13 protein-coding genes and 2 pseudogenes are annotated in these 14,845 nt (G+C 34.0%); 6 read left to right on the top strand and 9 right to left on the bottom strand.

Translation table 11 applies throughout. From position 1 onward, the window contains the following. Positions 1 to 25: 25 nt before the first annotated feature. From DN392_RS07555 to dndB, 8 genes are all read right to left on the bottom strand, one after another. Positions 26 to 397, bottom strand: coding sequence for a hypothetical protein (locus DN392_RS07555; protein WP_149237995.1), 372 nt, complete (start codon positions 395 to 397; stop codon positions 26 to 28). 4 nt (positions 398 to 401) lie between these two features. Then, positions 402 to 2,417, bottom strand: coding sequence for a DNA sulfur modification protein DndD (gene dndD, locus DN392_RS07550; protein WP_065704738.1), 2,016 nt, complete (start codon positions 2,415 to 2,417; stop codon positions 402 to 404). A gap of 18 nt (positions 2,418 to 2,435) precedes the next feature. Further along, positions 2,436 to 2,615 carry a DNA modification system-associated small protein gene (locus DN392_RS07545; protein WP_149237994.1) on the bottom strand — a complete coding sequence of 60 codons (180 nt, stop codon included), beginning with the start codon at positions 2,613 to 2,615 and terminating at the stop codon, positions 2,436 to 2,438. Between the two features lie 196 nt (positions 2,616 to 2,811). Next, positions 2,812 to 3,933: a cysteine desulfurase DndA gene (dndA, locus tag DN392_RS07540; RefSeq protein WP_149237993.1), complete on the bottom strand. Its 1,122-nt coding sequence runs from the start codon at positions 3,931 to 3,933 to the stop codon at positions 2,812 to 2,814. A 5-nt stretch (positions 3,934 to 3,938) separates the two neighbouring features. Beyond that, on the bottom strand, positions 3,939 to 4,319 hold the full coding sequence (dndE, locus tag DN392_RS07535; RefSeq protein ID WP_149237992.1) for a DNA sulfur modification protein DndE: 381 nt from the start codon (positions 4,317 to 4,319) through the stop codon (positions 3,939 to 3,941). Next, positions 4,316 to 6,307, bottom strand: coding sequence for a DNA sulfur modification protein DndD (gene dndD / locus DN392_RS07530; protein WP_149237991.1), 1,992 nt, complete (start codon positions 6,305 to 6,307; stop codon positions 4,316 to 4,318). Before dndD (DN392_RS07530) ends, dndE begins: the two co-directional genes overlap by 4 nt. A gap of 15 nt (positions 6,308 to 6,322) precedes the next feature. After that, positions 6,323 to 7,891, bottom strand: coding sequence for a DNA phosphorothioation system sulfurtransferase DndC (gene dndC, locus DN392_RS07525; protein WP_149237990.1), 1,569 nt, complete (start codon positions 7,889 to 7,891; stop codon positions 6,323 to 6,325). Positions 7,892 to 7,893: 2 nt separating this feature from the next. Further along, complete coding sequence (gene dndB / locus DN392_RS07520; protein ID WP_149237989.1) at positions 7,894 to 8,988, bottom strand: DNA sulfur modification protein DndB; 1,095 nt, start codon at positions 8,986 to 8,988, stop codon at positions 7,894 to 7,896. A 186-nt stretch (positions 8,989 to 9,174) separates the two neighbouring features. Between dndB and DN392_RS07515 the strand changes: the two genes are divergently transcribed. The 4 genes and pseudogenes from DN392_RS07515 to DN392_RS07500 all read left to right on the top strand — a co-directional run bounded on the left by DN392_RS07515 (position 9,175) and on the right by DN392_RS07500 (position 10,898). Continuing rightward, positions 9,175 to 9,513, top strand: coding sequence for a magnetosome magnetite crystal formation protein family (locus tag DN392_RS07515; RefSeq protein WP_149237988.1), 339 nt, complete (start codon positions 9,175 to 9,177; stop codon positions 9,511 to 9,513). A 3-nt stretch (positions 9,514 to 9,516) separates the two neighbouring features. After that, positions 9,517 to 9,767 (top strand): annotated as a pseudogene (locus DN392_RS07510) (hypothetical protein). 8 nt (positions 9,768 to 9,775) lie between these two features. Further along, entirely contained in the window at positions 9,776 to 10,519 is a 744-nt protein-coding gene (locus DN392_RS07505; protein WP_149237987.1) for a MerR family transcriptional regulator, read from the top strand. A 52-nt stretch (positions 10,520 to 10,571) separates the two neighbouring features. Beyond that, positions 10,572 to 10,898 carry a nucleoside triphosphate pyrophosphohydrolase gene (locus tag DN392_RS07500; protein WP_149237986.1) on the top strand — a complete coding sequence of 109 codons (327 nt, stop codon included), beginning with the start codon at positions 10,572 to 10,574 and terminating at the stop codon, positions 10,896 to 10,898. A gap of 272 nt (positions 10,899 to 11,170) precedes the next feature. Here DN392_RS07500 and DN392_RS07495 read toward each other — a convergent pair whose 3' ends face one another. Further along, complete coding sequence (locus tag DN392_RS07495) at positions 11,171 to 12,139, bottom strand: ParB/RepB/Spo0J family partition protein (protein WP_149237985.1); 969 nt, start codon at positions 12,137 to 12,139, stop codon at positions 11,171 to 11,173. A gap of 359 nt (positions 12,140 to 12,498) precedes the next feature. Between DN392_RS07495 and DN392_RS07490 the strand changes: the two genes are divergently transcribed. Then, complete coding sequence (locus tag DN392_RS07490) at positions 12,499 to 13,359, top strand: DnaD domain-containing protein (RefSeq protein WP_149237984.1); 861 nt, start codon at positions 12,499 to 12,501, stop codon at positions 13,357 to 13,359. Beyond that, a pseudogene (dnaB, locus tag DN392_RS07485) lies at positions 13,356 to 14,645 on the top strand (replicative DNA helicase). Before DN392_RS07490 ends, dnaB begins: the two are co-directional and overlap by 4 nt. The last annotated feature ends 200 nt before the right edge of the window (positions 14,646 to 14,845 follow it).

Here is a 14,845-nt window from a genome sequence, read left to right as displayed (position 1 = left end):
ACCACTTTGGTGGTTCCTTTTGCTTTTAGTTTAATACAATAATACGGTAATCTTCTAATGAAGATAAATTATCTATTTCTTGTTTGATGATCTTTAGCCCATATTCTATATACAAAAGCATGCTTTGTGTGATTTCATCTTCATTTAAAGCAACTTGCATTTCATTAATAATTAAATGTTTAAAGAGTAAAAACTCTTTATCTTTAATAATATTATCTGGGATTGTCCATTTGGTTTTTCCGTCTTTAAAGTCATCATTTATTTGTCCTGTAGCGTTAGCAATACCTTTTGCTAACGCTATTTTTACCCCCTGTGGTCGATCAATCTCAAGTACTTCACAGAGTAGGTCAAGGGTTTCTTTACCTGTTCCTGAGAGGTTCATTCTTCTATTTGCCATAATATCACACCTTTATAAAATCAAAATACCCATCGCGGATAACTGTATATTTCTTTGATTGGTCATAATCAAGCATGTATTGCTTATATGAATGCTCTTGCATGAAATTAATATAGTCTTGGGTAATTTCTGTATCCGTAGATAAGATAATTACCTGTTCACTAAGCTCTTTATAGTAATGGTTAATTAAATGATTTCGATGATAACTGTCTAAGCGTCCTAGTGGTGTATCGATTACCATAGGAAGAGCTAAATCAGAGGCTTTTGTTAGGGCCCAAATTAGTGACGAGGAAATCATTTGCATTTCACCAGCAGATCGGTCTTGAATACTAATTTCTTGATTACGATCGTTGTACAATCTAACAGTATACGTTGAAATATCGAATTCAATTTTTCCAAATTCATCTTGTTTACGGAATAATCGACTTAACATTGAAGAAAATTCTTCGCGAATAAAGCTTGCTTTTAACTTTGTCATTTCATGTACATATGAATTCATAGTATGAATCAACTTTTTGACATAAATTAATCGTTTATTTAGAGCATCATAATCTGCACCTTGATCAGAAAGACGGGTTAGCTGGTTTACAACGGCTGTTCTTTGTTCTTTAATTTTATTTAACTTTGCAATAATTGATTTATATTTTAAGTTAAGTTCCCCTAATTTTTTAGTTAGGATATCAATACGTTCATTTTCTGCGCTAATATCAATCGTTTCAGGTGCATTTCTAATTTCAATTTCTAATGCCTCTAATTCAAGATTCAGCTTCTCAATTTTATTTATTAAATCTATAACATAACTATTATTTCTAGCAGGGAGATTTACAAGGTAGTTATAGTCTTTATTTGAAATATCGTGAATATCTACGTGATCTTCGGATATATCTTTTTCGATATTATTTTCTTTAACCCAAATTTCTCTCCCGATTTCCTTGAGTTGATTTAATTGCTCATTTGAAAGGGGAGGAGTGAATGGTTGGTTTAATAATTCATCCATAAATTTTTCATAAGGCATTAAAGAAGCGTCTTGTATCATTTTCTTTTGACGAATATCATACTCTAATTTTAATCTATTCTGTAGTACTTTAGTTTTTTCTTTTAGAATGATGTTTATAGCGTTATTGTTGAAATAGTTTTCAAATTGCTCTTTAGCTAGACGTAACTCAGTTGCTAGACCTGATTGTTTTTTTACAATAACCTCTCTTGATTTGGAGTTAGTTGTAATTTTTTCATTACGTTCATTTTTCACTTCATTGATTAGATCGTCGAATTTCTTTCGTTCAGAAGATATAAGTTCTTTTCGTTTTTCTAGATGTTGGATTTGCTCTTCGTATTCTTTTAAATTGGCATCTAAACTTTTTAGTTTATTTTGGTCAACCGCTTTGGCTAAATTCTTCTCTATGCCAGTCTTAATAGAAGAGAGGTCAGATAGTAATAATTTATAGGTTTCCATCCCAGTAATTTTGTGAATAGCTTCTTTCATTTCCTCGCTATTTTGTCGTAAAATGATGTCTTTAATTTCTTCGCCATCAAAAATGAAAAATGGTGCAGCGTGATATGGAATCATTTTATCCATAAAGCGATTAAATGTATCTATATTATCAATACGTACAGTTTTACCAATCATTGCACCAGGCTTTTTCACAGTTAAATCACGGTTTTCACTAATTAACCTTTTGTTGTGATCAAAGCCCCATTTAACTTTAAGAGTCCATTCTTCATTTTTATCCGTTTCAATAGCAAGAGTTACAGAACAATCTCTCCCACCTTCGTCAAAGAAGGTATTGTTAATAACATTAGAAAATACACGTTTATGCTCAGCAGGTGAGAATCCTCTTTTTCCGAATAAAACATATAAAATTGCTTTTAAAATTGTAGTCTTTCCAGCTCCATTTAGGCCACCTAACAAGATAATATTTTTTTCGCCTTCTTCACGTACCTCTTTTGGGATATAGAAGTCAACTTCTTGATGCCCATAATACGTTTTATAATTATCAAAAATAAGTTTTTTAAATAACATTATGTAGTCACCTTTACTTTATTTTGCATAAAAATCAATTAAATCTAGGTAATCTTTTTTTCTATGATTTTCACTCGTGTTTTCATATGAAAATTTTTCAGCAGAACGTAATAAGTCATATGCTAGTTTTGTTGATAGTTTATTTTCTTTACAAATTTTTGCTAGTAATTCTAGCTCTTGTTCTTTTAATTTATTCATTTTTACCACCTTTAATATGAGCATGAAGTATAGGAATATCTTATATATAATATTACCATATTTTAATGGGTGTTTAAAAATAGAGAAAGTTGTGATTTTAAGTAGGAAGGAGCTATTAACGTAGATATAAAATTACTAGATTAGTAGTTAGTAAGGAAATAAAGAAAACAGAAAGGGATATACCTTTCTGTTTTCTTTATAGATTATTAAAAACATCCAACTCTTCTAAACTAGTAGTAGAAGAAAGTGAGAACCTAATAGTAGAACGTAAATCATCCATAGATAATCCGATAGCTTGTAATACATGACTTGGTTTACTTGAGCTACAAGCCGATCCAGTAGACACGGCAGCTACTGGAGAAAGAGTTCTCACAAGCGTTTCGTTGTTTACACCTTTAAATATAACACTTAATATTCCAGGTATTTTATCTTGAATATCATTGTTAAACTCAATATGATTTTGAAATTTGGTTTTAAGAATATCGGCTAATTTGTTCTCTAGTTGCTCTAATTTATAAATGTTTTGTTCCAAATTAAGATATGCGATTTCTGCAGCTTTTCCCATTCCAACAATATTATGGACGGGTAGTGTGCCACTGCGTATATCAAGTTCTTGTCCGCCACCGTGAAGTAGAGGAGTAATTTGGATTGGTAATCCTAAACTATCTTTACCTATTATGGTTACCCCAACACCTTTTGGACCATGAAACTTATGAGAAGAGCAGGATAAAAAGTTTATACCGTCTATATCTGAAAGAGAGAATTGTACTTTTCCAACTACTTGTGTAGCATCTGTATGGAAGAATACTTCATTCTCTTTACAGATTTTTGCGATCTCGTTTATTTGGTTTAGAGAACCAAGTTCGTTGTTCCCCCACATAATTGAAACGAGAAGGGTTTTTTCTTGTTGAATAGCTTTAGTTAGTTCTTCCAAATTGATTCTTCCAAATTGATCTACATCAAGATATGTGACCATATAGCCATTCTCTTCTAAAAATTTGCAAGTTTCTATAATAGAAGGGTGCTCTACTTTAGAAGTAATAATGTGATTGCCTTTATCTTTATGATAATGAGTGATGCCTTTCAAAATAAAGTTATTACTTTCAGTAGCACCACTAGTAAAAATTACTTCATCAGTTTCACAGCCTAATAATTGAGCTACATGTTTTCTTGCTGTTTCGACAGCTTCTTTAGCATTTTGGGCTAATCCATAATATTTACTTGAAGGATTTCCGAATTCTTCAAGTAAATAGGGTAACATTACTTCTTTAACTTCAGGTAATAGTTGTGTTGTGGCACTATTATCAAGATAAAGCATAGGAATCACTCCTTACTGTATTTTAGCAAGTTTATTGTGAATTTCTCGTTGTTTCCAGCATGTTTATATTCGCTGTCTAATAAGTTAATTCCGCGTTCTAAGTGAGCGTTGAATAGGGTAGGGAAGTATTCAGTATCAGACACTTCACGTCCCGCATGCTGAGTGATTAAACATTTATAAATAAAATCATATTCTCCAGTTAATGTGTGGCGATTGATTTCTAATCCGCCCGCTTCTTTATCAATTGAAATCTCAGGTGAAGTTGGATCAGTTAAAGATAATCCAACTGCTAAACGAGCTAAAATGTTTGGCGTTAAATTAGTAGGAGCTTGTAATTCTTTTAGTTTATCTGATACTCTTTTAGAAATCTTTAAACGGTAGTTCATTTTTCTTGCTCCTTATTAAAGTTGAAATATTGATCTGTAACATTCACTTTTCGTAGGTCTGTATCAAATTCTAATAAATATCCATGGGATACAAAGTTTTTCAGTAAATTATAATGTTTTTCATCAACTTCAGAGTTGGTTGACAAGATTAAGACTTGTTCACCACATGCAGGGATGAAATCTACTAAAATATTATGTTTATGTGTTTGATCCAGACGGCCTAGAAGTGTATCGAATATAAATGGAACACGACGACCAGAACATTTGAACATTGCCCAAATTAATGATAGTAAGAGAATTTCTTTCTCACCTGCTGATAAGGTCTCTTTTGCCACATGATCGCGATTATTATCATATAAAGTTACTTCAAACGTGCTAGAGTCAATGCGTAAAGAAGAAATATATTGATGTTTACGCATTAGTTTATTCAGCATTTTTGTAGCCTCGATTTGTACTTGTTGTAGTTTCTTTTGATGTTGTAACATTTGAAACTCTGTACTTAATTTCATAATGCTTTGGGCAATTAAGAATGTATTCCTCGTCTTATTGCTTTGTTGTACAATATGATGTTTTGAATCAATTGTATTTTTTAGTGCTGTTAAAGTTTCTTGGCGTGTTTCTAAAATATTCAAGTTTTCTTCTACTTCTTTTTCCAACTTAAAGATTTTCTCTTGTGTTCGAGTCATATTTTCTAACATTCGTGTAAACTCATTTGTAGAATCATTAGTAGAAATTTTCTTTCTTAACTCTTGTGCTCGAAGTAAGCTTTCTCTATTTTCTTGAAGCAATTGAATATATGTGTCATGAGATTCTTTTTCAACTTGCTGTGCCGCCACTTCAAATTGTGTGCGTTGTGTTGGTGAAACCCTATGGATATACTCGACATCTGCATCATTAGGTTTAATAATATTGAAAATTTGTTTTCTTAATTCCGCTGCTAAATCATTAGGAGATGAGACTCCAGGTAAACTTTTAACTAATTCAAGGGTACGTTCCTCAGTTAGCTCTGAAGTTAATTGGTTTGCTAGTGATAGTTTTTCTTCATTTTGTAATTGATTTTTAGTAGCTAGTAACAAGTTTTTGTTTAGATAGAACGGTAAAAGAGTTTGAATAAATTCTCGGACTTTTTCAGAATTAGCTTTTCGATGTGTCTCAATTTCTAAGACTTGTCTATTGAATGTTTCTCGTTCTTCTTTAATTAAACCACCGTGTGTTTCAAAATCTTTTTTCAATAAAGAATAAGATTCTTTTGATTCTTCTATTTGTTGTTGAGCGGATTTGATTGTGTCTTCGAGATCTTTAATGTTTAAAGATTGTTCTTTTTCTTGACGCTGAAGGGTAATGATTTCACTTTCTATAGAAGAAAGGTGTTTTTGATCAATTTCTTGTTGCAAATAATTGGTTAAATCTCCTTCTAAATTTCGGAATAAATCTAAGTTGAATATAACAGTAGATAATTCTTTTAAATAAGAGGATAATTTATTTTCATTTATTATTTTTGAAATTTCTTCGCCATCAAATAAGCATAGATCAAATAATTTAGGCGGGAAATTTTCTCTCAGTCTTGATTCGAAAATATCTTTTTCAGCATCATTTAAATAATGACCATCTTTTTTTACAGTGAATTTTTCTTTTATGGCGCTGTTTAAAATGTTCCAAGATCTTTTGAATGTATAAACATGGCGTTTGTAATTTTCTACTTCACTAAAGGTAATTGTAATACTAAAAGGATTTGTCTCATCTTTACGAGCAGAAGCATTTAAATATCCATGGACGCGCTTATAGTAATCATTATTCTCTGTCTTATATCCATAACCAAAACAACCAAATAATCCTAGTTTGATGGAATTTAAAAATGTTGTTTTCCCAGCACCATTTTCTCCACCGATTAAAATTACTTTCTTTTTGGGGGAGGAGATAGACAGATCGAAGGTATTTCTTTCCGTATAAGCTCCTATGTTTTCTAATTCTAGTTGTTCAATTAACATAAATTTAACCTCACCCTACAAATGTAAGTAGTCTTGCTTTAGTACTTTTTCAATTTCGTTCATTAATCCACGACGAACTTTATAACCGGAAAAATCTTTTTCAAGTGATATAAGTTTTTTTAGTGCTTTAAAGTCTACGTTGTGTTTGCTACATAATGATTCTAAATCTGTAATTTGTTCATTATCAAATAAAGGACGATCATCATACTCCCAATTTAGGTCGTATCCCATTGCCTCTTTAAAAATGCTAGGTAAAGAATCCTCCCAATCACCATTTTCTAACCAGTAACGACGAATAACACGTAATTCTTCTTCTTTAATTAATTCAAAATCCTCTTCTTCAGGATGTTGTAAATCTCTTTGGACAATAAGAAGTCTGCGTAAAATCTCTTTTCGTGAGTTCAGTGTAAAGGGACCTAAACCAAGCTGTCCGATTTGATTATCATCAAGCTTTACTAAAATTTTTGGATCCTCAGGAGAACTTAAATCAATGTTGTTTATTGCTAAATAAGATTTTAGTTCATCCCTTTCTAAAATTGTAAATTCTTCTAATTTAATCATTTGTTTAGGGCGACTAGATTTTTTCGGAATGATTACGTATTCAGTATCATCTTTTACTTCAGTTTTTAGTGGATTAAAGTAAATTTGACCACCTTTACGGTATTTCATACGAAATGTTCTATCATCACGAATTCCAGCTAACCAATTTCTGAATTCTAATAAAGGTTTCATCCAATCTGATCCACTAAGAATGAAGCCGTTTAATGCTTTATCTTCGTTTACTACTGTACATACCCAACAACCAAAGCGACTATTTCCACATGAACCAGCACTATCTTTAGTGGTTTTATCTACAACAAGAGGGCATTCACCACTACTTGAATCTTGATAAAGCTTATTTAATTCATGGTTATCGTTCCCCCAAGGAGACGGGTTTTCTAGTAAGTAGTCCCAGACGTTATTTAAACTAAACTGTCTAATCGGTGCAAAAACATATGCATTTGTTAGGGTCGAATGGCGCATTAAATCTTTACCTTCAACAGTATGGGACTTAAGAACGTTATCACGAGTAGCACTTTCATTTTCACGTACGCCAAGGACCATAATTACTTCACCAAACGTAGAAACTTTGTCCATTACAAACGCATTTGCAGGTTCAATTTTTAAACGATCAGTACACCAGCGAAATTGTTGGTTTGGTGATGGATAGCCTTTTCCGATAATATTAGCCCAAAATGATTGTTCATATTTTGGTTTTACTTTATGTGTTTCGATAGGAAGATCACGTTTTAAAGCTTCTTCTTGGATTCGATGTAAAGTAACATTGATAGACTGAATAATTAGCGGTGTTTCTACAAGTGTATCTGATGAGATTACGTATACTTTCTTGTGTAATTGTTCTGTAGGTAATTCGCTTAAAGCTTCAAAAACAAGTTGAACGACAACTGTGGAATCTTTTCCACCACTATAACCAACAACCCAAGGGCGGTCGTCAGCACGATAAACTTTTTTTATATGATCTTTTGCTTCAGAGACAAAATCATTTTTATTATTTATTAAATCAGAAATGAGATTATTTAACATTATCATGCTCCTAACTGGAATTTCTCTTCTATCTTTTGTTCTCCTTCTGTCAAAAGAAGGCCTAATTTTTCTTTTAGTTTGTTTGCGGTTAAAGTGACAGTTTCTTTTGTCTTTTGTATACGACCATTTGTATTGAAAGCTCGTCCTAGCCAATCGGAAGTATTAGAACGACTGTAGTCGATGTCCGCTAAAAGAGAAATGTATTTTTTCCAATCTTTTGGATGATTTTCAAAAACATATTTTCCTACTAAACCAACAGATTCAATGAATACTCCATGCCCGACAATATAATGCATTCGAAGTTCACGGGGGCTTAGTTCTTTTTTGTAAACTAAATTCCATTCGACTATTGTATCACAAAGAATGTTCCAAAATTCTTTTAAGAATTGTTCTTCTTTTTTTGTAATTAAGTCACCCTTTGTCTTTCCTAATAATCGAAGGTTTGTATTAAATATGTGATTTAAGGCGAGAATCTTCGGTGAGTTTTTAGATAAGTTGACTTTTTCTTTGTCAGTATATCGAGATAGTAATTCATTTTTCTCGACAATTTCTTTTGTAACTAATGCTAACTTGTCCCTATGATCATATAAAATACCGATAGATGAAGTTGTATTAACTGCGTGTCGATTAAGATCTGAGAAAATTTGTTGGGAATTTCTTAAACCTTGATCATGATAGAACACAACTGAAATTGTTTCATGTCCTAACTCTGGTGAAAGTTTTATCGCTTCTTCGATAGCTGCTCTTCGGTGTTGTCCGTCATTAATCAGGAACTTAGAATCCAGAGAGATACGAAGTTGTCCTAAATCTTGAAATGACTGATCAGAACTGAATGGCTGGAATTCAATATCACCATCTATAGATGCTGTTAGCGATGAAAAAACATAATCATTTTGATTCTCAATGATATAATTTGTGATTTCTGGGATTCTAATTTTATTTATTATCCTTTGAGCTCGATGTTCAGCAGGGATTTCTTCCTCGTCAAATAGAAATATTTTAGGAATCAAGCGTAAAGGGCACATTACAACAAAGTACTCTTTACCACCTTGTTTTCCACGTAAAGCGGGGAAGTTATAGCTAAAACCATAATCCATTCATTACATCTCCAATCTTTACGTACGTAATTTATATTTTTTATTATAAAATAGATACAAGTGTTCGGCAAGAATAGTAACTTGATTATATGAAATTTAATATTTTCCATTAATGGTGCTTGCCCCTCCCCCAACGTCACCCCCTAACCTAAAGAAGACAAATCAAAAAGGGGGGACAAAACCAACATGAAGACCACCACAAAAGAAAAAAGAAACACCATCATCATGCTACTACTTTCAGCCGCAATAGGAATCTTTTCACCATTACTCATGTACATCACACTGGCACGAAAAAAAGAGGTGTACAAATACCATTGCCGAAAGGCGTTCAACTTTCATTTGTTAATCTTTCTTCTATTTAATATTAGTTCGCGTATTAGTGATGTTTTGTTTTGGATCGTATTTGCTTTTGAGGTAGTTCAAGTAATCTTTGTGGCGTGGAAAATAATACGTGACGAACCATATCGTTATTTCATTCGAATTCCGTTATTTAAAGAAGATAAGTATGTGGTGGAAGGAGAATAGGCGATGAAGCAAGAAGTGGAGATAAGGGGAAAGCGAATTTTTATTATGGTTGCAGTGTTGTTTATTGCGATTTATATCGTTTTAAGAAGACGAAAGTATGAGTACTTTTATGATGGTATTAGTGAATATGAAAATCGTTATAGAGGTAATGTTCCTTTTTATTACTCTTTGTGGGTTTGTTTCAATATTGTCGGCAGAATGAGATGAGTTTTTCTCATATGCTTCAGTATGTGAAAGATAAGTTATCAGAGTAGGTGATGATATGGCGTGGATGATTAGTGAGTTTGCAAGTGTTGGGGATGTTACGGTGCGGACGCTTCGTTATTATGACAAAATTAATTTATTAAAGCCGAGCGATTATACTGAAGGCGGGCATCGGTTATATACGAAAGATGACTTGTATGTGCTGCAGCAAATTCAATCGTTTAAGCATCTCGGTTTTTCGCTTGGTGAAATTCAAAATATTATATTGCAGCGTGATATAGAGACAGAAGAATTTCTAAGACAAATGCATTTTCAAAGGGAATTGCTTTTGGTAGAGCAAGAAAGAATTGCGAAGGTGCTTTCGCATATGGATGAGATGACGAAGAAGTTTCAAAAAGAAGAACGAGTGGATGTCGCTTTGTTTTCTTCGTTTCTGCAAACTTTTATATGGGAGAAAGAAAATAAGGAATGGTTAGAGGAACACTTTTCAAAAGAGAGTGTTCAAATTTTTTATAATAATAAGGAACTAAAAGAAAAGTTTGATCGGCGTTTTATGGATGTGATAGGGAAGCTGAAAAAGTATAAGGAAAAAGAGATGGATCCGAGTCATCATGACGTTCAAGTTACCTTGAAGGAATTTATCAATGTAATAGAAGAGATAACGAATTATCTTGATACACCTCAAAGTGATATAGAGGATATAATCCAAAAATCAAACCTTCCACTATCCGAATTCCCAACTCTCTTCACAACCGAAGAAGAAAACTATATAAAAGAAGCAATGAAGCAGTTTAACACCTAGTTAAACTGCTTTTCCATTATAATAGAAGAAAAACCAAACGGAGGAAACCCACATGTCAACCTACAACAAACTAATCCGAAACAAAATCCCGCAAATAATAAAATCCAACGGAAAAACACCCACAACAAGAATCCTAAACGAAGATGAATACATAGAGGAACTCTGCAAGAAAACACAAGAAGAACTAACAGAATATATCGAAGCAAAAACACAACCCGATAAACTCGAAGAACTATCCGACCTACTAGAACTAATAAACGCCCTAGCCGAACACGAAGGCACAACACTAGAAGAAATCAACAACATCCGCAAAAAGAAAGCAGAAGAAAGAGGCGGCTTCTCCAATCGAGTTTTTTTAATCGAAGTAACCGATAAATAGCCTCCTACTAAATAATAAATTACTAAGAAAAAACAAGACAAAAACAACTACACGTAGTAGCAGCTGAAAATTGGTATTTCTGTTTGGTGATAATATCAATTTTTCTTAGTATAGATGCTAGAAAAGAAGAGGATATATGATATCATCTTCATACATAATTTGAAAGAAGGACAGCAACGCTTAAATAAGTGTTGCTGTTTTATTAACTGATAAAATTTAAATAATATATCAATTTTTTTCAAAAAAACATAATTTCAGTATCGAGTAGGGTTTTAGGACTTTTTATTGATATTAACTAATATAGTATGTTCTTGATACTTTTTAAGAGAAGTGGAAAATGTTTTTGGGGGAGGAGTGGGTGAAATAGGCGATAATCCAATTTTATTAGAAATTATGTTTATTTTTCTTTGTAAATCTTTCTTTTGTACGGGAGTAAGGTGATTAACAAAGTTATGACAGCAACTATCTATTACTTTATCGAATAGACGGAGAACTTTATCAAATATATATTGATGTACGGAGAGAGTGTATTGTTGTTTTAATAATCTTGTAAAAACGATACCTTTTAGTCTTTCGTTATTTAAACTTTCATCTCCAATCATATCGTTAATACAGTCTCTTTGTAAATCCTTTGAGGATTTATTAAATTCATCAAATATGGTAAGTTTTTTTATACTTTCTACATTGTTAGCATTTATGCTACGTTTGATATAAATATCAGCTACGTATTCTTTATTTTCAGGATGTATATTTCTTAAATGATGTATTTCTGTTAATCCATGTCTTCCAGCTCCAGATTGTTCAGCTCTAATTTTCCACTGAGTATTAACATCTTGGCCATTGATATATTTTTTTACAGTATTTTTTTGTATATTACATTCCTTGGCTATGTCTGCTTCTGTATAACCGTAATCGATTAAAAAACTAATCATGCGTTCTACCTCATAACCTGTTTTTTTCTTGGATTTTAATTCAACCCGGAGACGTTTTAGAACCCTAGAGTCTTTTGAGGTGAGTTTTTCCACTTTGCATGTTACGAATGGAACATTTAAATGTTTTAAAGCCCAAAAACGACGATAACCTTCGACTAGTATAAAACAATTTGAATTTTTTTCTTCTACAATAAGTGGTTCTATTAATCCATTTTGTTTAATGCTTGTAGCAAGACTAAAATCCTCTAAATTATTCCGGAATTCATCTTCTAGTTTAATATATTCTAAAGGGATATTTTTAAATTTCAAAATAAACCACCCACTTATTTTAGGTTGTTATTAATGGATATTCAAAAGGTGATTTGTACGATTACTTAACTTATAAATTTATTGTTGCAGGTAGTACAAAGAGAGCGAATGAGTTTAAGCTACTAAAAAGAAGAACGAAGCATCCTCCAAAATAGAACTATCCTAGCCCCTCATAAGCCCCTTACAAGCCCCTACCAAGTAATAAATCACTAAGAAAAAACACAACAAAACAAAAACACCAACAAACACCGTAGTAGCAGTCAAAAAAAAATTTGAAATAACACGCCAAAAACCCGGCCATCCTCCCATATATATTATGAAGAGGTTTTCATTTTTGAACGGAGACGGGAGGAATTGGGATGGCGGTGTATCGTAATGTGCAGGTGAATTTTTGGCAGGATGATTTTGTTTTGGATTTGACGCCGGAGGAGCGGTATTTTTATGTGTATTTGTTGACTTGTTCGAAGACGACGCAGTGCGGGATTTTTCCTTTTCCGAAGCGGTTAGCTGAGATGGAGACGGGTTATAATCGGGAGACTGTTGATAAGCTTGTGCAGCGCTTTGTTGATTATGGGAAGATTCTTTATGATGCGGATACTCGGGAACTATTCGTTTTGAATTGGCTTCGTTATAATCCTGTGACGAATACGAATGTGGAGAAGTGTGTGCTCCGTGAGCTGAAGGGTGTGAAGAATAAGGAGTTTGTACATATGTTTCTTCAGAAGTGCGTAGAGGAGGAGCTGCATGTTCCGATGCTTTTAGCACATTTCGGTATGCCAGGTGATTTGGCTATGGATGATGTTGATCCGGTTTGTGAGGAGACAGAGGAAGAAGAGGTTATAGAGGAAGAAACGGGAAGTCGCGTGTTTTCTTTTTATGAGCAACATTTTGGTAGTTTGTCTCCGTTTGCGGTGGAGGAACTGAGTGCGTGGATGGATGATTTGTCAGAGGAGCTTGTGCTGAAGGCTCTTCAAATTGCGTTTGAGAATAATAAGCGGACGATTGCTTATGTGAAGGGGATTTTGAGAGGGTGGCATGGGAAAGGCTTTACGAAAGTGTGTGAGGTTGAGGCGGATACGGCTAAGTTTCGGAAGAAGGAGTCGTCTGTTAGTACGGGGGAGACGGAGGAGTTTTTGGCGAGGTGTGAGGAGTGGGAGAAGAATGCGCCATCAGAGGAAGAGTTGCAGCGCTTTTTAGCGGAGCGCGGGTGGCGTCCATGAGTATTCAAAATGTGGAAGCGGAAAAGACGGTGCTAGGTTCTCTATTGCTTGATGGAGAGCTTATTAAGGAGTGCCGTTTGACGGAGCAGTATTTTTCGATGCCGGTGCATAAGTCTATATTTCAGTTAATGTGAAAAATGGAAGAAGAGGGGCAACCGATTGATCTTGTGACGTTCATTTCTAGGATAGATCCGAAGTTTTTGGAGGGAATCGGGGGAATGGAGTATTTTATAGGGTTAATGGACGGTGTGCCTACAATTGCTAACTTCTCTTATTATGAGGGGCTTGTTCGAGGTGCCTGGAAAATGTATCAGGCAGGTGTTCTTGGGCACAAGATGGGAGAGCGTCTTATTGCGGAGAAGAGTGAGAAAATTATTGGTGAGACGATTACGGCACTTTGTGAGTTAGAGGAAAAGGATTGTGTATGTGAGTTTGATTTGAAGGATGCGCTAGTGGATTTATATGAAGAGCTTCATCAAGATGCGAAAGAGATTACTGGTATTGAGACTGGTTATACATCGCTAAATAAAATGATGTGCGGATTGCAGGAAGGTGATTTTGTCGTTCTTGGCGCGCGTCCTTCTATGGGGAAAACTGCGTTTGCGCTAAATGTTGGACTGCATGCGGCGAAGTTTGGAGCGGCGGTTGGATTATTTTCATTAGAGATGAGTAGTAAGCAATTGTTAAAAAGGATGGCGTCTTGCGTAGGTGAAGTGTCAGGAGGTAGGCTGAAAAATCCGAAGCACCGTTTTGCGATGGAAGATTGGGAAAGGGTGAGTAAGGCGTTTGCGGAGATTGGTGAATTACCGCTTGAGATTTACGATAACGCAGGCATTTCGGTGCAAGATATTTGGATGCAAACTCGTAAGTTAAAGAGGAAGCACGGTGATAAAAAGATTTTAATTATTGTAGATTACTTGCAGCTTATTACGGGCGATCCGAAGCATAAAGGCAATCGATTTCAAGAGATTAGTGAAATTTCTCGTAAGCTTAAGGTATTAGCACGTGAATTAAATGTTTGTGTAGTGGCGTTGTCGCAATTATCTCGTTCGGTAGAAGCACGGCAAGATAAGCGCCCTCTTTTATCTGATTTAAGAGAGACAGGACAAATTGAGCAAGATGCGGATGTGATTATGCTTATGTATCGCGAGGATTATTACGATAAGGAAACGAAGCAGAAAGAGATGACAGAGATTCATGTGGCGAAGCATCGGAATGGGCCTGTGGGGAGTTTTAAGCTGAGGTTTTTGAAGGAGTTTGGGCGGTTTGTGGAGGGGAAGGAGTAAATAGAAAATTATTGAATCGGGAAAGAAGATCATCCGCATCCAATTTGTGTTGGGTGCTTTATTTGTTTTTTATTTAGTAACTAATAGGATAAGAAAGAGTATGACATTAAAAAGTATTAAATTAATTTAGGAAAGTAAAGGTATTTGAGTTCCGAAAAAATTTTTTATAAGGGGAACTGGAAATAATAGTCTAATAAGAA

It is taken from the genome of Bacillus sp. BB51/4 (assembly GCF_008368845.1).
In the GTDB taxonomy this organism is placed as follows: Bacteria; Bacillota; Bacilli; order Bacillales; family Bacillaceae_G; genus Bacillus_A; species Bacillus_A wiedmannii.
Note: the sequence above shows the minus strand (reverse complement) of the source record. Positions and strands in the feature narration are given on the sequence as shown.

Coding starts and splice junctions, on each gene's coding strand:
- dndE (WP_149237992.1), bottom strand. CDS start 4,319: ATGAACTACCGTTTAAAGATTTCTAAAAGAGTATCAGATAAACTAAAA.
- DN392_RS07500 (WP_149237986.1), top strand. CDS start 10,572: ATGTCAACCTACAACAAACTAATCCGAAACAAAATCCCGCAAATAATA.
- DN392_RS07490 (WP_149237984.1), top strand. CDS start 12,499: ATGGCGGTGTATCGTAATGTGCAGGTGAATTTTTGGCAGGATGATTTT.
- dndB (WP_149237989.1), bottom strand. CDS start 8,988: ATGGATTATGGTTTTAGCTATAACTTCCCCGCTTTACGTGGAAAACAA.
- dndC (WP_149237990.1), bottom strand. CDS start 7,891: ATGTTAAATAATCTCATTTCTGATTTAATAAATAATAAAAATGATTTT.
- DN392_RS07545 (WP_149237994.1), bottom strand. CDS start 2,615: ATGAATAAATTAAAAGAACAAGAGCTAGAATTACTAGCAAAAATTTGT.
- DN392_RS07555 (WP_149237995.1), bottom strand. CDS start 397: ATGGCAAATAGAAGAATGAACCTCTCAGGAACAGGTAAAGAAACCCTT.
- DN392_RS07505 (WP_149237987.1), top strand. CDS start 9,776: ATGGCGTGGATGATTAGTGAGTTTGCAAGTGTTGGGGATGTTACGGTG.
- DN392_RS07515 (WP_149237988.1), top strand. CDS start 9,175: ATGAAGACCACCACAAAAGAAAAAAGAAACACCATCATCATGCTACTA.
- dndA (WP_149237993.1), bottom strand. CDS start 3,933: ATGCTTTATCTTGATAATAGTGCCACAACACAACTATTACCTGAAGTT.
- dndD (WP_065704738.1), bottom strand. CDS start 2,417: ATGTTATTTAAAAAACTTATTTTTGATAATTATAAAACGTATTATGGG.
- dndD (WP_149237991.1), bottom strand. CDS start 6,307: ATGTTAATTGAACAACTAGAATTAGAAAACATAGGAGCTTATACGGAA.